16 protein-coding genes are annotated in these 20,632 nt (G+C 37.3%); 8 read left to right on the forward strand and 8 right to left on the reverse strand.

What is annotated here, in order from left to right:
* Window positions 1–651: 651 nt before the first annotated feature.
* Window positions 652–1,623: a solanesyl diphosphate synthase gene (gene sds / locus QNJ50_RS22585; RefSeq protein WP_300639823.1), complete on the reverse strand. Its 972-nt coding sequence runs from the start codon at window positions 1,621–1,623 to the stop codon at window positions 652–654.
* 1,234 nt (window positions 1,624–2,857) lie between these two features.
* On the opposite strand from sds, the gene QNJ50_RS22590 reads away from it, so the two are divergent.
* The gene (locus QNJ50_RS22590) at window positions 2,858–3,019 is read left to right on the forward strand and encodes a hypothetical protein (protein ID WP_300639826.1); all 162 of its coding nucleotides are present in this window, start codon (window positions 2,858–2,860) and stop codon (window positions 3,017–3,019) included.
* A 223-nt stretch (window positions 3,020–3,242) separates the two neighbouring features.
* Here the strand turns inward: QNJ50_RS22590 and murI are convergent, their stop codons facing one another.
* The 5 genes from murI to QNJ50_RS22615 all read right to left on the reverse strand — a co-directional run bounded on the left by murI (window position 3,243) and on the right by QNJ50_RS22615 (window position 12,332).
* On the reverse strand, window positions 3,243–4,124 hold the full coding sequence (murI, locus tag QNJ50_RS22595) for a glutamate racemase (RefSeq protein ID WP_300639829.1): 882 nt from the start codon (window positions 4,122–4,124) through the stop codon (window positions 3,243–3,245).
* Window positions 4,125–4,273: 149 nt separating this feature from the next.
* The gene (locus QNJ50_RS22600; protein ID WP_300639832.1) at window positions 4,274–6,187 is read right to left on the reverse strand and encodes an N-acetylmuramoyl-L-alanine amidase; all 1,914 of its coding nucleotides are present in this window, start codon (window positions 6,185–6,187) and stop codon (window positions 4,274–4,276) included.
* A gap of 1,240 nt (window positions 6,188–7,427) precedes the next feature.
* Window positions 7,428–9,338, reverse strand: coding sequence for an N-acetylmuramoyl-L-alanine amidase (locus tag QNJ50_RS22605; RefSeq protein WP_300639835.1), 1,911 nt, complete (start codon window positions 9,336–9,338; stop codon window positions 7,428–7,430).
* Window positions 9,339–10,331: 993 nt separating this feature from the next.
* Entirely contained in the window at window positions 10,332–11,792 is a 1,461-nt protein-coding gene (locus QNJ50_RS22610) for a cation:proton antiporter (RefSeq protein ID WP_300639839.1), read from the reverse strand.
* Window positions 11,793–11,918: 126 nt separating this feature from the next.
* Window positions 11,919–12,332: an EVE domain-containing protein gene (locus QNJ50_RS22615; RefSeq protein ID WP_300639842.1), complete on the reverse strand. Its 414-nt coding sequence runs from the start codon at window positions 12,330–12,332 to the stop codon at window positions 11,919–11,921.
* Between the two features lie 356 nt (window positions 12,333–12,688).
* Between QNJ50_RS22615 and QNJ50_RS22620 the strand changes: the two genes are divergently transcribed.
* Complete coding sequence (locus tag QNJ50_RS22620; RefSeq protein ID WP_300639862.1) at window positions 12,689–13,372, forward strand: SIMPL domain-containing protein; 684 nt, start codon at window positions 12,689–12,691, stop codon at window positions 13,370–13,372.
* 133 nt (window positions 13,373–13,505) lie between these two features.
* Here the strand turns inward: QNJ50_RS22620 and QNJ50_RS22625 are convergent, their stop codons facing one another.
* The gene (locus QNJ50_RS22625; protein ID WP_300639845.1) at window positions 13,506–13,868 is read right to left on the reverse strand and encodes a single-stranded DNA-binding protein; all 363 of its coding nucleotides are present in this window, start codon (window positions 13,866–13,868) and stop codon (window positions 13,506–13,508) included.
* 369 nt (window positions 13,869–14,237) lie between these two features.
* Here QNJ50_RS22625 and QNJ50_RS22630 point away from each other — a divergent pair, with 369 nt between their 5' ends.
* From QNJ50_RS22630 to ribD, 4 genes are all read left to right on the forward strand, one after another.
* A complete protein-coding gene (locus tag QNJ50_RS22630) occupies window positions 14,238–15,245 on the forward strand; it encodes a rod shape-determining protein (protein WP_027844292.1) in 1,008 nt (335 codons plus the stop codon).
* Window positions 15,246–15,399: 154 nt separating this feature from the next.
* Window positions 15,400–16,185, forward strand: a complete 786-nt coding sequence (gene mreC / locus QNJ50_RS22635; protein WP_300639850.1) for a rod shape-determining protein MreC — start codon at window positions 15,400–15,402, stop codon at window positions 16,183–16,185.
* Between the two features lie 87 nt (window positions 16,186–16,272).
* Window positions 16,273–16,854, forward strand: a complete 582-nt coding sequence (gene mreD, locus QNJ50_RS22640; RefSeq protein ID WP_300639865.1) for a rod shape-determining protein MreD — start codon at window positions 16,273–16,275, stop codon at window positions 16,852–16,854.
* 402 nt (window positions 16,855–17,256) lie between these two features.
* The gene (gene ribD / locus QNJ50_RS22645) at window positions 17,257–18,324 is read left to right on the forward strand and encodes a bifunctional diaminohydroxyphosphoribosylaminopyrimidine deaminase/5-amino-6-(5-phosphoribosylamino)uracil reductase RibD (RefSeq protein ID WP_300639869.1); all 1,068 of its coding nucleotides are present in this window, start codon (window positions 17,257–17,259) and stop codon (window positions 18,322–18,324) included.
* 103 nt (window positions 18,325–18,427) lie between these two features.
* Here ribD and QNJ50_RS22650 read toward each other — a convergent pair whose 3' ends face one another.
* Entirely contained in the window at window positions 18,428–18,646 is a 219-nt protein-coding gene (locus QNJ50_RS22650) for a hypothetical protein (RefSeq protein WP_300639853.1), read from the reverse strand.
* Between the two features lie 337 nt (window positions 18,647–18,983).
* On the opposite strand from QNJ50_RS22650, the gene QNJ50_RS22655 reads away from it, so the two are divergent.
* Together QNJ50_RS22655 and QNJ50_RS22660 are read left to right on the forward strand one after the other, a co-directional pair.
* Window positions 18,984–20,150 (forward strand): pyridoxal phosphate-dependent aminotransferase, encoded by a 1,167-nt coding sequence (locus QNJ50_RS22655; RefSeq protein WP_300639856.1) that lies wholly within the window; start codon window positions 18,984–18,986, stop codon window positions 20,148–20,150.
* Window positions 20,151–20,364: 214 nt separating this feature from the next.
* The coding region (locus QNJ50_RS22660; protein ID WP_300639859.1) for a YjbQ family protein at window positions 20,365–20,632 on the forward strand (268 nt) is incomplete at its 3' end.

Here is a 20,632-nt window from a genome sequence, read left to right on the forward strand (position 1 = left end):
TGCCATTGAGCCTCAAAAGACTTACAAAAATCATCTACATGACAAAACAAAGCATCTAAACTGAACATAGGACAGGCTGCTGATTTGATGTTATTCTCAGCTTACTACCTGTCCTTTTTCTTATCCCGAACTCAGGTTAGGTAGCTCAGCGCAGCTAAAAGCTAGGGGCTGCGCCGACGACACCGCAGGCTAAGGGCGTGTCCGTAGGACATAACAGACCGCGCCAAAGGCATTATTAGCATCACGGGGCGTTAGCACAGCAAAAATCAAATTTATTAAACCCCTCGCAATGAATGAAACTGGTACATTTTTTAGCTTTTGCTAAAACCTTTGCTATACAAGGGTTATGAAATGTGCAAGTTGAGAGAGTACGCTTAATGAAAAACTGACTGCAATACAGAATATCTATCTAAAAATATGTTGCATTCTAAACATGGGTGGTATTAAAAACTAGAATTCACTCAAGCACAAGTATCATAAACTCAGGAAAAATCTACCTTCTGAAATCGCAAAAGGAAAAAGAATAATTAATATGGCTTTTCGTGGGTTAGAAGCGATGTGTCACTCCTATAGACAAACTTTTACTCTACAGAGTTTAGGGTGAAGTACTTTTATGCGGTGTTGAATTTGCGGGAGTTAATTTTCTACGTTTTAATAAAGCCGACTCAATACATAGTCAGCCATATTTATTAATGCTTGACGAGATTCAGAGGGAGGAATATCTTGGAGATGCTCGACAGCTACACTAGCATGATAGGCTGCTAATTCGCGTGCACGTTTTATACCTTGACTGTTTTTAATTAACTCAATTGCTCGTTCTAAATCTTCAGACTGGGCAAATTCTCTTTCTACAAGAACTTCCAAATATGGTTGCTCCTCAAAAGCAAATAATACTGGTGCTGTTAAATTACCACTTTTGAGATCTGAACCCACTGGCTTACCAAGAGTATCACTTGAACTAGTAAAGTCTAAAATGTCATCAACAATTTGAAATGCTAACCCAAGATTACGACCATAAGCGTACAAGTGCTCTGCTGTTTCTTGAGAAACTCCACTAAGCAAGCCTGCAGCTTTAGAACTGTTAGCTATTAATGAAGCAGTTTTATAGTAGGTTTTATTTAAATAGGTCTCCAAAGAAATACTGCTATTGAAGCGATGTAGTCCTTGCTGAATCTCCCCATCTGCCAAATCCATAATCACCTCTGATAATAATTTGACAACCTCTAAATTATCTAGGTTAGCTAAATACCAAGAGGATTGAGCAAATAAAAAGTCTCCTGCGAGTATTGCAATACGGTTACTGAATAAGCTATGAACCGTAGATACGCCACGCCTGATATCGGACTCATCAACAACATCATCATGCACCAAGCTTGCTGTATGAATCATTTCGGTTATTTCAGCTAAACGTCGGTGACGAAGCGTAATATCTTTATCTTTCATGGTTGCCCTGGATATCAGTAGGACAATCGCTGGTCGGATACGCTTTCCACCTGCACTGAACAAATGTTCTGCTGCTGCTTTAAGAATGGGATGGCGATTTCCAACTAATTCTTTGAGATTATCTGCTAATATTTGCAGATCTGCTTCCACAGGGGAAAAAAGGGATGTGGCTGGGGTCATCGATGAGCGAGCTCTGTGTTTAAGTTACGAAAGATTACATATTCTATATTCATTTTAAGATAACCTAGTAATCCAGCAAAGGATTAACCAGGTTGTCTGACACAAGACTAACTGAAATTACCAACTGTAATTCATAAAAAAAATCAAATACGACTAAAAATAAATGATTTTACCTTCTCCACGATTTTTTATGTAGATAATCCAAAAAATAAGAACTATAAAATTCAACATCCCAACACACAGGTACTTTATGTTACTATACAAATATTAACGTTCTAAAAGTTAATTTTTGCTAAAAATGAAATGTATATTTTTTAGCTTATTCGCTTCAGTGAATACATTTATTCATGCTTGCCGAAGTAAAGGGTCAGACGTCAGAACAAAAGTAATAAAAAGTAAGCCTTAAAGCTAATCAATTATGATTAATTTTAACTAATCTCGATTTGGCAACCGCGACTAAACCTATTAAATGCATGTATTATTTCTATCGTATACACATAAGAAGATACTGTGAAGATACCAAAAGTATTAAATAAAGCATAAGTAAATAGTATCTATTTTTAGGTAATAATAAATTATAGAAAGCAAAACATACGACTACTACGGAATAGGTTTTGACCAGATGTTAACTGATTCAAGACTTTTGAAATTTTCTAAAGAAAATGTGAAAATGGGCTAAACAGTTAGCATAAAAATCAAACTCCTTATGTTAGGCTAATATATAAGCGATTTAATTTTGTCACTTGAACGCGAGATAGTTAAAAGCTCCAGGCAGTGCTCAGCGCATCTGGTGCTAAAGAATATTTATATTCTGTTGTAATAGCCAGAATTATTTAACAATTTAGTTCTAGTGGTGGTGTGTGAGTTTTGTAGGATTTAGGGTTGTGCTGTCCTTGAATAGGAAAGCACCTTATTGGTGTCTTTTCTTGACTTTAAGGTTGCCCCCGCCGATAGATAAAATTATATTCTATACAGTTAAAATAGTACATTAGTTTCAGTTTGCAGGTATTGTTCATTTGTACCTACCTATCTGAAGTACGCCTTCACTGTATTTATTATCTGTACTAGATTTTGATTTTTAATAATTTTGGGTAGAGGAGTTATTTCTTTTCTATCACAAACTTTTATGTGCAATAGAATACGGCGGTAAGTAGAGCAAATCTATCTATGTAAAGCAAAGTTAATATTTTCACGCAAGAAGTGCTGGGAGAACAAGTGTAACGGGGAGGTGCTTATGATGATTTTTATATTGGCTTGTGGTTATCTTTTCACAGTTTATTTATTGCTAGCCTTAGCAAAAAGAAGCCAAAGGGAAGCTGCAATGAGTGGATTTCCTACGGCTAGTGAAGATGAAGCCGAACAAAACGTCTCTTTAACGTCGGAAGCATTAAAGTAGTACGTTTAAACCAATCAGTAATTTGAAATATTCAAGTAGCATAGATGATTTATAGAATAAATATATTCTAGGATTATCAAAAAAAGTCATTAATCGCGTATTTAGAGGGCGACTAATGACTTTTTGCTATCTTAATGTCAAACTTATTCTCGTAAAACTGGATGTAGTATAACCAAGTCCAGTTTAAATAAAAGTATCTATTAATTAATCAATAGTTTCGATCTTAACTAGTAATATCTTGTCGTAAGTTGCAAACAGAGATACTGTTTAAGTCTACTATTTCTACAGTTGCTGTATAACCCAATAGCTGCAAGCAAGATTGAGCAAATTGTTGCGGACAGCCACTTACAGCAAAGCGAGTTGGTTGTGCTGTAAGAGTATTTTTAATTTTAAGTAGATCTAATTCTTGAGCACAAGCTCTGACTAAATGAGCAGCAGGATCTACGAGTTTGATTTTATTAGGAAGAATTGTTCGTAATACTGGTGCTAAGTGGGGATAATGAGTACAACCATATACCAAAGTATCGATTTGGTTGTTTAATAAGGGTTCTATGTAAGATCGTGTGATTTCAGTAGTATATGGGTCGTAAATTCGATTCTCTTCAATTAGCGGTACAAGTTCGGGACAGCTGACTTGCCAAACTTGAATTTCAGGGTCGATCTCCACAATCGCATTCCTATAAGCATTACTTTTCGCAGTGGGAAGAGTTGCAATAACGCCTATACGTCTACCCTGTTCCACAGCAGCTTTTGCTCCGGGTAAAATTATCCCAAGAATTGGAAAAGGAAATTCAGAACGTACAGTTTCCAATGCTAAGGCTGAACTGGTGTTACAAGCCATAATTGCCATTTTGACTTTTTGCTGTTGCATCCATGTCAAAATCTGACGAACAAACTGCAAAATTTCCGTCTGAGAACGCATACCATATGGTAAGTGAGCAGTATCACCAAAATAAATTACGGATTCTTGGGGAAGCTGGAAATATACTTCACGCAATACCGTCAAACCACCGACCCCACTATCAAAAATGCCAATGGGAGACGTTTGAGATTCCGAACTCGACAAATTCCTAAAATTGTCTTCCAAAAATTGAGATGAAAACACTGGTAATTTTTTAGTTTATATTTTTGCAATAAGATACTGGTTTAAATACAGAATTAATTATGCTCACTCGCATGCAAAATTCTTATCTAAGAGATCGATTTATAATACTGCACCTTTATTTAAAAATTTGAAATATACTTAATATACTTTTATCGCCCCTTCAAATATTGAAGAATACCATTGGCAATAGCTTGTGCCATTTGTTCTCGATATTGAGCGCTACGCAATTTTGCAGCATCTTCACGACCTGTAACATAACCTGTTTCGATCAAAATTGCTGGCATGGAAGTTTTTCTCAAAACATAAAATCCTGCTCGTCTTATTCTTCGATCTCTGACATTAACACTCCTAAGAATACTTCGGCGAACAGTTTGAGCAAGTTGGTATCCACTATCAAAATAATAGACTTCTAAACCACTAACATCTGGACGACCTAAACCTAATGAATTGGCGTGAATACTGACAAATATATTGGCATTCGCTCGCTGAGCAACATCTACTCTGCCCCGAAGGCTAACAAAATAATCAGAGTTTCGAGTAAGAATAGCTTGAACACCATTTTGCCGCAATATTTGGGCGACTCTAATACTAATTGGTAAGATAATATCTTTTTCTCGTAATCCTCCAATCCCGATCGCACCTGGATCTTTACCCCCATGTCCCGGGTCAATCATAACTACTAATCTTTCATTTCGATATCGTCGATTGGGGGGAGACCAGGAACGTCTTAATGATGGAGTAAAACGACGATTATGGATGTTTACTCTAGGAAGGCTGGAAGAAGTTCTTCCAGGAAAGCGTGGTAATATTACGTTCGGTCGTCTAACACCAGTTCTTCTGTGCAAATCTAAAGTTAACAGGTCTGGACTGAGTTGGTTCAATTTACCGATTTGAACTCCGGGGGCTGGTTGAACAAAAATAAGAACCGTTCGTAGGTCTTGTTTTTGCAAGCGTACCCGTAAGATGGGACTGTAAGCGTTAAATCGTGGACCTTGAATATTCTCAGCGAGATTAGCATTAGTTATTTCAATACGGTAAAGCCCAGTTCTTCTATCCCAACCACCTTTTGCAGCTAAGGGTCGATCTGCTCTAACCATTAACTGTGACCCAAGTGCACTCAATTCCAAAGATTTAATAGTTGCTGGGGAATTATTGCTACTCGTCCAGGTGTTAGTTGTAATTCTAGATGAACTACTAGGGGGATTAATAAGAAAAGAAGAAGTTTGAGAATTATTATTTGATGATGACTTACTAATGGGACTTTTGGGTATGAATACCAAAGCATTATTGCTACTGTAACTTGCTCGCCAATCAGGGCTTTTTTTATCAACTTTTAAAGCTAAGCGGACTTTGGGTTTTTTTCCTTCTTCTTCCGTAATTTCAATATTACTAACCCCGTGTCTACCTACAGGAAAATTCTTTTCCCTTAATGTGGGCGATAAGTTTGCGCCAAAAATGTCCAAATATACTGTTTTGCCATTACGACTACGTTTGACTTTGATTTTTTTTGCTTTTTCACCATTCGTTCTGATAAAAAATCCATCTCCAGTCACCCTAATACTTTCAATCTGTGTGGTATCTGATGGAGTACGAGAAATAAGGCTACTACGACTCAGGTTGGCAGAATTCAGGTTATTCCGGTAAGTATTAGGTTTAAGATATCCTAATGGCTGACGCTGTAAATCTGGTAATTGGACTTTCCACCGATTGGGATTTGTACTAACAAATTGGACTTTTTGCGGGTCTAAGGTATAACCAGAAGCTAGTTCAACAACAATTCTAGTTGTATCGCGGTTAAATTGAGCAACACGGATATTACGAACTCGCTCACCAACTGGTTGTCTAAGCTGAGGACTAGTAAAATCTGTATCAGGTAAATCAATTACTAATCTTGTTGGGTTAAATACTAGCTGCGCTTCTGGTTGAACAGCTTCAGATGTATAAATTTCTAAGCTGTTTCTATTCGGGTTAAAGCTCCAAGATTTCAGCTGACCCGCGCGAACTGGTGATGATAGCATCAAGGTAACCAAAATAGTACCAGACCCTAACCAGTGTAATTTCACCGTGCTTTCTCCTGAATCGCATTCATAAATGTTAATAAAATATTTATTCTATTTTTGTTAAAAAAATTACTAAGCCGTACAAGTGTAAAGTATAGTATGAAGTTATATCTTATATACTTTATGCTTGAAAACTACTTTTGGGACTATAACTTGAGGCTATATGAATATATTTTTTGTGTTTGCAATCGGAAACTTAAAATAGAATATAGTATTATTATTTACTTGAGTCTATCTGTTTAAATTTTTACAATTTGAATAAATTTATATATTTTAAAAATTACAAGCTTCAACCATAAAAGAGACACAATTTATAGGTTTTAATCTGTGGCATAATTTTGTGGCATTAGATTTCAATAGGTGTAAGCTGAGATATACCTATGTATGCTCGAGGTATTGTAACAGCGTCATATTTACATAGACTCATTCTTTACCTATTTGAGTATATGCTCCATGTTTTTTTAATAAAGTTTTGAAAACTTACTGATAAATTTGCTAACAATGTTTATATCTTTACCTACTATTAAGATAAACCTAGCAAATAACTGCTTAATTCGATGATTTTCATATATTAACTATTTATACCGCACAAATAGTTAATAATAGTCATACAAATAATTCTTAAAAATGCATTAGGCACGTACATTTTCAAATTCAAGAACTTAGGATTGAACATCAAATAAGTTGCACAAGTCTTCGACCCACTACCTGTTCGGCGTAGCCGCGTTCAAACCTAACCAAATGCGTAATTTCCTTACCCAGACAGATATCTAAAAAAAGACTTGTGCAACTTATTCTTGCCGTGGTCCTTAAGAGATTATTGGTTGTGAAATCAGCAGAAATAAAATAAATTAATAGTAGAATAGTACGTGATTTAATTTTGGGCATAGCTTGATTACAGCAGACCAGCCCTAAATTTTTAATTCTCTAAAAGTAGAATCATATAACCTTAAAATTTTAATTCAAGCTATTTTGGATAAAAGCTTTCCTCTGAAGAGAAAAGCTTTAGTTGCTAACATCTAAATATTTATATTTGGAAGTTTAAGTATGTATGAGCTAAATTAAGTCTGCAATACCTTTCCTCACTCATAAAGTAAAAGAGGAAAGGATTTGAATGTTTTTATTTTTAAGATTAAATATCCCTCCTTGTAATTTATTCAAAATAAACTCACATAGAATAAAAATCTAATGTAATCAACTTGTTATCTTCACCTTGCGAATGATAGCAAAAGTTAATGGGCTATTAACGCTTCAAGTAATCAAGAATACCACGAGCAATTCCTTCTGCCATCTTATTCCGATACCATTGCTGTCGTAGTTTTGCAGCATCTTCCCGACCTGTTACATAACCAGTTTCTACCAAAATAGCAGGCATTGAAGATTTTCTAAGCACGTAAAATCTAGCTTTTCTTACCCTACGATCGCGTACATTGACTGTGTTTAAAACACGTTTGCGAACGCTTTGTGCTAATCCATAACCACTATTGTAATAGTAAACTTCCAATCCACTCACATCGGGACGACTCAGACCTACAGAATTCGCATGAATGCTGACAAAAACATTTGCATTGGCTTGTTCTGCTAACTGTACTCTTCTTTTCAAACTAACAAAGTAATCGGACTTACGAGTAAGAATAGCTTGAACACCATTTTTCTCTAAAATTTCTACAACTTTTTGACTAATTGGTAGAATTATATCTTTCTCTCGCAATCCACCAATTCCAATAGCACCCGGATCTTTACCACCATGTCCTGGATCGACAATCACTACAACCCGTCCTCTAGGATTTGGACGTCTCGCAGGTGTAGTTCTTCTTGATGGTGGAGAAATTTGTCTTCCTGGGGATGATATCGGGTTTGGTCTAGGAATTGGTGGTAAAGCAATGGGAGGTGTAATACGTCGTGCTCTTCCTAGATCTAATGTTAATTTTTTACCTCTAGTACTCAGACGACCAATCTGTGTCCGCGAAGCAGGTAAAACATAAACTCCAACAGTATTGGCATTTTCTTGTCTTAAACTTACCCGTAAAACTGAACTATTAGGTTGAAAGCCAATTCCTCTTACTGAAGAGTCCAAACGCGCATTGGGTATGGTGATAAGAAACATAGCTGTTTTCTTATCCCAAGTAGTATTGCTAGCAAATAAATTGCGATCGCCTTTAATTTCTAGTTTTTTACCCCCATCAGCCAATTCTACAGATTTAATCGTCGCTAGAGAACTATTCGGTGTAAGTATGGGTCTAATAGGTCTTCTTGGGGATCGGTCTGGGGTAACAATTGGTTTCGGAGTCTTTGAAGGTATGGGAGGGCTAGGAAGATTTCCCACCTTACGAGTTGGAAGAATGATTATTCCCCCAAAACTACTCACTGTTGCTCGCCAGTCAGGACTGTTTTTATTTACCCTCAATCTCATTTTTACCCGTGAGGGGTCTGATTCCGATTGGGAAAATTCAACACTACTAACGCCGTAACGATTAATTCGCTGTTCGCGTTCTTTAAAGTTAGGTGATAGCTGTGCACCACGAATCTGAACATCAATGGTTTTTTTGTCTCTACTACGGTTTATTCTTACACTTGGTCTACCACCACTAGTGCGAACGAATAACCCATCTCCTGTAACTCGCAAACTTTGAATTTGAGTTGTACCTTGAGTTTTACGTTGAGCAATTTGCGAACGGTTGATTACAGTTCCTTTCACCGAGGAACGGCTATTTCTTCGACCAGAAACGTTAATGTCATTTGTTGCAGAGGAATTTATCTTGTCCAGTTGTGGGGTTGGTAACTGCACCATCCACTTTTTAGGAGTTTTTCCCGTGAACTTAACTTTAGAAGGATCTAATGTGTAGCCAGGAGTAAGTTCTACAACAATTCGAGTTGTTTCTTTGTTAAATTGACCAATACGGACAGTACGAACCGCACCACCCACAGGTTTTCTTAATTGTGGACGCCCAAACTCAACTCCCGGTAAATCAATGACTAACCGCGTGGGGTTGAAAATCAATTGTGCTTTAGGTTGAACAGCACCATCAGTATTGATTTCTAATTGATTTAAATCGGCATCAAAACGCCAAGACTGCAGTTTTGCTGCATCCGCAGGCGACGATAATAGGGAGACAGTTAAAAGAGTACCAGGTATCAACCAGTGTAATTTCACAGTGCTTTCTCCTGATTTGCATTTATGAGAGCGATTACAATTTAGTGGCTTAAGATTATTACCGCTCAGACTTAATTCTTGGATAAAAATTCTCTTAATCGTAGTAAAAAACTACAAAGAAGTATTTTCAGTGCCACATGCATTGTTTCGCGCCCGCACCTAGACGCAGCCATTGGCGTCAAATTCTAGCATGACTTGGGATATTCATGTATTTTTTGCGAGAAAATGCTGTTTAATAAGCATCAGATTACACCAAAATCCTATAGATAGAAGTGACGATGGCAGTAAATTCCAATCAAAAAGCTCTATTTTGAATCTTGTTTTATCGGATGTGTGGTTATGGCTATCGATGCACCGTGTCAAAAATATCCGCTATCAATCAATATGACAACGATGTGCGGATGCAAATCCTGAATTATCCCAAACAAATATCACCACAATTGACTTTGTGAAGAGCTCAAGGACAAAAATAAATAATAATAGTTATCTTGCCATTTATATTGCCAATAATTTAAAAATACTCCTAAAATTTATATTTCTAGGGGACGAAAATGAAATTGTATAAGTTTCCGCATTTTTATGCTCGATTACTGCTAGCTCACTTCTGCGATCGTTTTTTCATGTAGTGGTCCTTTAGTTCAATTAAGTTATTTAAGTTCAACTTATAGGATAAATTAATAGAGTTTATATTAAATCACGTATTTTTACTACAAAACAAAGAAATATATTATACATGTTTTAGTTTGTGTCCTACTCCCTCCAGATATTTACAGTTCATTTTTCTTCACAGTCAGTTATTCCAAATTTTAAATTTATCTCCAGAGTAATTAATATGGACGATGCTAGAAAAACTGAGTATCAGTAAGTGCAATCAAATACATAATATATCCGTGGTTATCATGTAACAATTATCAATATAGTGCTTTTATCCCCACTCTAAAGTGGGGATAAGGAAACTAATTCAAGCAATGAGTCGGCTAATCTTTGAGGAAATTAACCATTACCAGAACTGGAGGAGGAATCCGATATTACGGTATCACTTGATGCTGGAACCATCGAATTAGATGCTTCCATAACCATGGATTCTCCTAAACCTCCAGGAGTGGAAGTTGCCAATTTTTCCTCCTGGGGAAATACAAACCGTAGTAAGGGGGGAGCAAGAAAAGTGGTTAGAATTACCATCAAAATGATAGCTGCTTCTAAAGGTTCTGAGAGTACGCCAGTGGCGGAACCAATACCCAAAAATACCAAACCTACTTCACCACGAGGAATCATCCCCACACCAATTGCCAAACGGTTGACTTTTGCTTCGCCAAAAACACTGAAGCCTGTAATTACTTTACCGAGAATCGCAACTACAATCAGGAAAACCGCCATAATAAAACCTTCACGGTTACTAGGAATGGCTGGATTCAAAACTCGTAAATCAGTTTGCGCTCCTACTGTGACAAAGAAAATCGGCACTAAAATGTCAGCAATGGGAATGATTTGTTTTTGCAGTTCTTTGCGCTTGTCTGTTTCTTCCAAAACTAAGCCAGCAGCAAAAGCTCCTAAGATAGCTTCTAATTGTACCGCAGCGGCAAGGTATGCCATAACAAAAGCGAAGATAAACGCTGGGATAACTAATTCACCTCTGGTTTTCAGTCTTTCAACAACCGCCACAAAGGAATTATTGAAAACGTTACCCAAAGCGATCGCTCCCAAAAGAAAAGTACTGGCGCTAATAATCAAGAAGACAACATTAGCTACATCTACTTCCCCTGTTTTAGCAAGGCTAGCAACTACAGCTAGGACAATAATTCCCAGAACATCATCGATAACTGCAGCGCCCAAAATAATTTGTCCTTCTTTGGTATTAAGCTGCCCGATTTCTGAGAGTACCTTAGAAGTTATACCAATACTGGTTGCGGTCAGTGCAGCACCAGCAAAAATTGCCGGTACAGCCGAAATTCCGAACAACATCATTAGCCCTGCAGTACCTGCAGCAAAGGGAACAGTTACCCCGATTACTGCAACTACAGAAGCCTGCATACCTACAGCTAATAGTTCTTTAAGATTAGACTCCAAACCAATCTCAAATAAAAGAATAATTACACCCAATTCTGATAAAACAGAAATGACCTCAGATTGGGCTTGAAATAAATTCTCTGCAGTTTCCGGAGTAAGTTTGGTTGTTGTTTCAAGAAAAGAAATAATCAAAGAGCTAGAACTATCAGCCCCAGATTCAGGAAATACTAACAGATGCAGTACAGAAATACCTACGACGACGCCACCGACAAGTTCTCCTAATACCGCAGGTAAGCCCGCACGATTAGATAATTCACCACCAATTTTGCTAGCGAAATACACTATGACTAAACTTAGTAGTACTCCTGCTACTACCAGCGAGCTTTCTGGTGCCTCTGTTTCTGTTGCTAGTAAGGAAGACGAGAAAGTGATTAAATTCAACACCATTACTTTTGCGAAAATCCCTTTCTTTAATTTACAAGTTTATTGAAGATAGTTATTGGAAATCCCTTTCTTTAATTTACTAGTTAATTGGAAACAATTACGAACAAAATTTACAACTTTCACCATAAATCAATTATTAGTCTTTGCTAACTTCAATATAAGATTCCAATAAGACTCGGGTACGGGGAGCACGGAAAGCCTTGGTAATCTTAATAAATCAAATTCTCCAAAAAGATTACTTCCCTTGATTTTTTTCAAGGTTAATGGTTGAGAAATTCTTTCCATGACCCTGATGTCTACTACTACTCGCTTGCTATCATTCAGCATAGGGTCGGGATAAGGTTGACTTACCACCTCTGCCAATCCAATTATCTGTCTTTCTTTGCCTGTATGATATATAAAAACTAAGTCACCGGATGACATATTACGTAAATGCTTTAGAGCTAAAGCATTTTTAACTCCATTCCAAACTGTAGTTCCCTCTTGTTCCAAGTCACTATAGGAATATTCATTGGGTTCGGTTTTCATTAGCCAGTAAGCCATAAAAAATCTCCTAAAAATTAAATCTAAATCTAGTATTCTCTATTGATTATTTCAGGCATAAATATTTATTATTGAATGCATAATTTTTTGAAGCATATTTATTGAAGAAGTTTTTTTTAAACACCGTTTTGTTAAAATGACTGACAAAATATCAGTAATTAATTATGATTATTAATTTATTTATTAATTAATTAAATATAAGAAATTGAGTATTTCATTTTTATTTCTGAGGAGTTTTAGTTATTGTGAGTAAATATACTTTGTCAAGGTATTCATTGAAAACTAAATTGAAAACTAAAAAAACTTTCCAAGGCTTTAGTTTGCAAAGATTAAGTTTTCAAGGTTTTAGTTTAATTTTGCTGTGGGGAGCTATTTTAGCCCAACCTGCAGTGGGGCAAACCCCACCGAAAAGGTTACGAACCCTTACTGTTAGAGGACAGGGTGTTGAAGAAATTGCGGCAACACTGTCCCAAATAAACTTGGGAGTTGAGGTTCAAGGAAAAATAGCCCAAGAAGTTCAGCTGAAAGCTGCTCGTCGTTCCCAAGCTTTAGTAAAACTTTTACAATCCCAACAGGTTGAAAAACTTACAACTAGTGGGATAAGTCTCAATCCAGTTTACAGTTTCAAGGACAATATCAGACGACTCACTGGATATAGTGCGACCAACACAGTAAGCTTTCAAATCGCTACAGAAAAAGCTGGGGAAATCTTGGATAAAGCAGTAAAGTCTGGAGCTACAAGAATTGATGGTATTAGATTTATAGCTCCAGAGGCAATGATTAGTGAAGCGAAGAAGCAAGCGCTCAAAGAAGCAACGCAAGATGCTCGGGAGCAAGCAGATGCTGTCCTAGCGTCCTTAGGTTTAAGTTCCAAAGAAATAGTTGGTATTGAGGTTGATAATGCTAGGGCTCAAGTTCCGCCAATATTTCGAGGTGAGTCAGCATTTGCACAAGCCAGAACTGCTGATGCTCCTAGAACTCCAATAATCGGTGGCGAACAGAAGGTTGAAGCAACTGTAACTTTGCAAATTAGTTATTGAATTAGTGGGGATTGGGGACTGGGGATTAACGATTTGGAAATAGGGTTAGGAGTTGTGTGATGTCTAGAGCAGGTACCATCTTGTGGCGATTCCCCACCCAATCCCCAGTCCCTAGTCAGCTAGTGCCAAATACCTAAAAATGGTCTGGGCTACCGTCCATCATTGCTGCTTCAGCATCACGTTTGGAACCAAGCAGATCGAGTTGATCGACCAGGATAATTGGTGAAGAACGATCTGCTCCTGTATTTCTATCTTTCCAGGTATCAAATTTTAAGGAACCTTTTATTCCAATTAAAGTACCCTTTTTCACATAATTACCAGCTACTTCTGCTGTTTTACCCCATAGTTCCAAATTAAACCAATCTGGTTCGTCAGCATTACGAGAACGTCTTCTAACTGCTAGTGTAAGCCGACACTTTACACTACCTGATTCAAAATATTTCATATCGGGTTCGCCACCTACACGACCCACCAAGGTTACAACATTAATACTCATAACTCACTGCTTACAGTACAAAAATACTATTAAATCGATAAAATTAAATTGTAGCGAATAAAGAAACAATTACGATTGTGTAAGAAATTAAACGGCGAAGTACCTCCAAAAGATGATAAAAATGATTCTGCATGTGGCACAAAATTATACGGATATACTGAAACAATCTAAGAAGATCGACAAATAACCCAGAGTAAAGTTAAGGCACCCCAAAGTTATATAAAAATATGGTCTGCTTTACTAGACTCGGGATAAAAAACGTAATAGAATCCAGCCAAATTCTCTCTTACGGTCGTAGTTAAAAAGTATCGAAAATAGGGGGCGAAAAATCGCGTGGGTCTTTTCAGTAAATTTTCCTTATCGCGGGATATGGGTATCGATTTAGGTACCGCGAACACCCTCGTTTACGTATCTGGTAAAGGTATCGTGCTTCAAGAACCTTCTGTTGTTGCCATTGATCGAGATGAAAAAGTGGCATTAGCAGTTGGGGAAGATGCAAAAAAAATGCTCGGTCGGACGCCTGGAAATGTGGTTGCCCTCCGCCCCTTGCGCGATGGTGTAATCGCTGACTTCGATACAGCCGAGTTAATGTTAAAAAACTTTATCCAGCGCGTAAATGAAGGTAAGTCTTTAGTTTTACCTCGCATTGTCATTGGTATTCCCAGTGGTGTAACAGGTGTCGAAAGACGAGCTGTAATGGATGCTGCTTCTCAAGCAGGTGCAAGAGAGGTTTATTTAATTGATGAACCTGTTGCAGCTGCGATCGGCGCTGGACTTCCGGTAGCCGAACCGACTGGCAATATGATTATTGATATTGGTGGCGGTACAACAGAAGTTGCTGTATTGAGTTTGCAAGGTACTGTACTAAGTGAGTCTGTGCGCATAGCTGGTGATGAATTGACCGAAGCTATTGTTCAGTACATGAAAAAAGTCCATAATTTGGTGATTGGGGAAAGAACTGCTGAAGATATCAAAATTCGAATCGGTTCTGCATATCCCACCCAAGACGATGAAGAAGCAATAATGGACGTCAGGGGTTTGCATTTGTTATCTGGCTTACCACGGACTGTTACAATTAAGGGACCGGAAATGCGCGAAAGTATGTCTGAGCCACTTTCAGTAATTATTGAAGCTGTGAAACGGACTTTAGAGCGTACTCCTCCGGAACTAGCTGCAGATATTATAGATCGGGGTATCATGCTTGCTGGTGGTGGTGCTTTGCTTAAGGGCTTGGATACTTTAATCAGCCATGAGACAGGAATTGTTACACATGTAGCAGCAGATCCTTTGAGTTGTGTAGTTTTAGGAACAGGTCGGGTTTTAGAAAACTTTAAACAGCTAGAACGGGTTTTCAGTGCTCGTTCGCGCAGCATGTAGCTTTAAATATGATTTCAAGATATTGGGTCCCATGGAGGGATCCGATATCATAAATTTATTGGTTCAAATAATCTAGCCCGAATAATCTAGCTTGAATAATCTAGCTTGAGTTAACTGACAGAAATTAATTAAATTTTATATAAAAAAGGTATATATGTTTACGTTACGTCGGTGGTGGGAACGTAGGGGTTTGCAAGTAGGAATAATAACCTTGATTTTGGCAATTACCTGGATGGTAAGAGAAACTCAAGGCAGTTTTTTGTTGGAACTATATCAACTTATTAATCGCCCTTTGGAAGTATTACACAAACAAACACCTTTAGAGGTGAGTCAAAAAGATAACCGCAGAATTGAGGAATTGGAAAATCGCATAATTACACTTCAAACTCAAAATCAAAAGTTAAAAAGTTTATTGAAATATGTAGAGAAAAGTTCTTTAACATCAAAACCGATTTTAGCTCGTGTGGTAGGACGTAGTGCAGATAATTGGTGGCAGCAAGTAATCCTGAATCGTGGTAGTGCTGATGGAATTAAAAAAGACTACATAGTCAAGGCGGAAGGTGGACTTGTCGGTCTTATAGACAATGTTACTCCCAACACTAGTCGAGTATTACTAATCAGCGATTCCAGTTCTCGGGTGGGTGTTACGATTGATCGTACTGCTGCTAAAGGTGTTTTAAGAGGAAACTCTTCTACGGGAGAGGCTGAACTTGAATTTTATGAAAAAGTCCCTAACGTCAAAATTGGTGACTTTATCACAACGTCGACTTATTCCCAGAAATTTCCTCCCGGTCTAGCTATGGGAAAAATTAAGTCTCTAGATTTAAAAAGATTACCAACATCAGTTGCTATTGTGGAATTATCTCCACCGATAAGTTCTCTTGATTGGGTGATGGTGTACTCCAAAGCAACTAAAAATGAATCAGATAAACCTCAATAAATATTGTTTGTGTACGCCTAATCCAAAACAATGAAATTCAAAAATGTATTACGGCAACGGATAAGGCGAAAGCCACAAAAATCCTCAATGTCAAAATCGAAAGCACGTAAACTTAAGCGTCAAAGAAAACCCCTATCTAGTTTGGATCCCCGTTTGCGTCAATTATTAGATTGGTCGGTTATTATTGGATCCGTGTTAATATGTTTATTATTATTACCCAGTCGCCTTCCAGGAATGCAATTACTGGGCATTGCACCTAATTGGTTATTAATTTGGGTCGTAGCTTGGAGTGTAAAGCGACCAGCATTACAAGGTGCGTTTGCTGGAATTATATTGGGTTTGCTTCAAGATGGAATGACATCACCAGAACCGACCCATGCTTTAAGTTTAGGAGTTGTAGGTTTACTTACCGGTTTATTTCAGAAACAAAGATTTATTCAAGAAGATTTTATTTCTATTGCTTTAATTGTATTTGGGATGTCAGTCCTAAGTGAGACGATTTTTGCATCGCAAATGATTTGGATGGGGAATCGTCACTTGGAAAGTATTTGGACTTACTATCAAAAGGTGGTTTTAGCTTCTGCAATTCTTAGTAGTTTATGGGCTCCTGTTTTGTATTTCCCACTTAATAACTGGTGGCAAAAAGTTAAATTAGCCGAGCAGCTTTAACAACAACAGCTTTACATCTACCCAAAAGTATTAAATTATACTTAAAGCATTTAATTACAGTGAGGAGCTACAAAGTACTTTACTTTTGCTCCTCATCATATTTGACATCTTGGCGATGCTATGAAGATGTTTATAGCGAATAACCCGAGACTTACTATTCAAGCAAAAAATTAATTTCTCAAGAACTAATAAATAATATCCAATCCTAGTGCTTGGGTATTGGAAATCGATCGCTAATATTTCTGTGCAAGTTCAAATTGCTATACATTCAAAGTGTTTACTAATTGAAAGACGGATCGTAACCCGATGGTTGAACAACCAAATATACCAACAGGCAAAGATAATGACACAAAGCAATTGATTCATCAATCTTTGACTGATTTTAACGATTTTGACCGTAAAATGATGCAAAGATGCTTGGAACTTGCTCGCCGTGCGTTGGGATACACTTCACCAAATCCAATGGTGGGAGCAGTTATTATCAAGGATGGAGAAATTATTGGTGAAGGATTTCATCCAAAGGCTGGAGAGCCTCATGCTGAAGTTTTTGCCCTTAAAGATGCTGGCGAAAATGCCCGGGGGGCAACTGTTTATGTTAATCTTGAACCTTGCAATCATCATGGACGTACACCACCTTGCTCTGAAGCGCTTATAGCTGCTGGGGTGTCCAAAGTTGTGGTAGGAATGGTAGATCCTAACCCTTTAGTTGCTGCAGGTGGAATTGCTCGTCTGCGTTCAGTGGGAATAGAAGTTGTAGTGGGCGTAGAAGAAGAAGCCTGTCAAAAACTAAATGAAGGTTTTATCCATCGCATTCGCTACAAAAAACCATTAGGAATTTTGAAATATGCCATGACTTTAGATGGGAAAATTGCAACATCTAAGGGTCACAGTAATTGGATTACTAATACTGCAGCAAGAAAGCAGGTACATCAATTACGGGTGGGTTGTGATGCGGTAATAGTTGGTGGTAATACAGTTAGACAAGATAACCCTTATTTAACCAGCCATCAAGCTGACGTGCATAATCCTTTACGGGTAGTAATGAGTCGCAATCTTAATTTACCTTTTAATGCAAATTTATGGGATGTTCGCGAAGCCCCTACTCTAGTATTAACAGAGGTAGGAGCCAATTCTGAGTTTAAAGAATTCTTACAACACAAAGGGGTAGAGGTTGTGGAACTAACACCACTTACACCCAGTAAAGCAATGGCGTTTTTATACGAACGTGGTTCTTGCAGCGTACTATGGGAATGTGGAGGAATATTGGCTGCTAATGCCATCACTCAAGGTGCAGTACAAAAAATATTAGCATTTATTGCACCAAAAATTATCGGTGGCTCTGATGCTCCTACTCCGGTAGGTGAATTGGGATTTTCTACTATGATGGAAGCATTACAATTAGAACGTGTCACAGTCAAATCAATAGATTCTGACTGTTTAATTGAAGGTTATTTACCCCAATCAGCTTAGTTTTTATTTCGATTGATATCACCTGGTCTTGTTCGGGTGCTATTTTTTGGTTGCTATTGTATTGTTGCTTAAATTGTTGCTTAAGTGTAAGAAAATACATGGTTTAGCAATATTGACGTTCGCGCGCTATATCGCGAATTAAAGGTAAGCGAGATTGGATATAGTTGCTCAAAGAATCTGTTTCACGACAATCTAAGAATGCTCGATCTGTAGTTTGTTTAAGCAGCCATTGTACCAAGCTAGCGTCATCTAATTGTAAAAGCGTCTTGGTCTGACTTGTTTCAATTACAGACCATAACAGACGCATCATTTTGGGGTTCATTATTCCTCCATTTCACTATTAGCTTCAAATCCATTCCAGGATACACAACTCTGACAGAAAATTCAGGACTAAATATATAACATGCAGCAACTATTATGGAAAACTTAATATATTGATTTATTAGTTTATGAAGATTCAGAATTTAGTGTATTCTGCTTATCAAAATCATCCAGTTTCAAGTTTCCAATATCTATAATTATTGGCTTGTGGATAGAACTTATAAGTTGGTACTTGTGGGTTTTCATCTCAAAATATTAAGGAAAGAATCACACCTACAATTACCAATTTAATAGACAATTAAATCAAATGGCTGTTTTGATAAAAAAACTTAAATCATATGAAATCATTGATTTCTCGGATGCATATAGTACAATCTCCGATTATTCCAATCGTTGGCGAACTTATTAAAAGTTCACCAGGAACTATTTCTCTAGGACAAGGAGTCGTAGGTTATTCACCACCTGTAGAAGCAATTGAGCTATTACCAAAATTCCTTACTAATCCCAATAATAATTTTTATCAAGCAGTCGAAGGAATCCCATCATTAGTAAATATATTGTCTGTAAAATTACAGGCTTTTAATAATATAAAAATTAATGAAGAAAACTGCATTATTGTAACTGCAGGAAGCAATATGGCATTCATGAATGCTGTTTTAGCTATTACTTCTCCTGGAGACGAAATTATTCTTAATACACCTTATTATTTCAATCACGAAATGGCTATAAGAATGGCTGGTTGTCACCCGGTGTTGGTTCCAACAAATGAAAATTATCAGTTATTACCGGACGCGATCGCTTCTTCTATTAGCCCCAAAACAAAAGCAGTAGTAACGATTTCCCCTAACAACCCAACAGGAGTAGTTTATTCAAAAAGCGATCTGCAAGCAGTGAATCAAATGTGCGGCTCCCATGATATCTATCACATCAGCGATGAAGCTTATGAATATTTTACTTACAACGGTGTAGAACATTGTTCGCCTGGGAGTTTTTCAGGAAGTAGGGAACACACTATTTCTCTTTACAGCCTTTCTAAAGCCTATGGCTTTGCTAGCTGGCGCATCGGTTATATGGTTGTACCCAAACATTTACTTAGAGAAATCAAAAAAGTTCAAGATACAATTTTGATATGTCCGCCAGTAGTTTCCCAGTATGCAGCTTTAGGAGCGTTACAGGCAAAAAAAGAATATCTGCAAAAAAATATTGGTGCGATCGCTGAGGTCAGAGAATTAGTTCTGGATTCGCTGCAAAATTTAGAAGATTTATGTACTATCGCTCCAGCAAATGGTGCTTTTTATTTTTTCTTGAAAGTTAATACTTCCATTGATTCCTTTGAATTAGTAGAAAAATTAATTCGCGAATATCAAGTTGCAGTCATTCCCGGTACAACTTTTGGAATGGATGATGGATGTTATTTACGTGTCGCTTATGGTGCATTACAAAAGGATACTGTTGTTTCAGGAATTGAAAGATTAGTCAAGGGATTGCAAACTATTTTAACTTAAATGAAATATGAAACCTTTAGCAACTGAGGGCCCCACGAGGGGAAGTTATTAGCAAAGCGTGTCCGTAGGACATAAGTCAAAATAAATTAAAACCCCTCCCAACGAATGAAGCTTCCACATTTTATAGGTTTGGCTAAAAGCTTTGCTGTATAAGGCTTTGAAAATCTGCAAGTTAAGAGTGCTTAATTACTGATAATTGATAAAAGTAAAAAAAATGCCAATTTTTAACAAAATACTTGAGGTTCAAACTAACGAGGGAATCAACATCCATAATATTACCCCAGAAGTTGAAGCTGCAATTTCATCAACTCCGATTCAGAATGGTCAAGTTTTAGTATTTTCTCGTCATACAACTACTGCTTTAGCCATCAATGAGAATGAGGAAAGATTACTGGAAGATATTAAAGTATATTTGCGAAAATTAGCGCCAGAATCAGACAAATATTTACATAATGACCTTCACCTCAGAGAAAATATTCCAG

The sequence above is a fragment of the Mastigocoleus sp. MO_188.B34 genome (genome assembly GCF_030065675.1).
Taxonomy (GTDB): domain Bacteria; phylum Cyanobacteriota; class Cyanobacteriia; order Cyanobacteriales; family Nostocaceae; genus Mastigocoleus.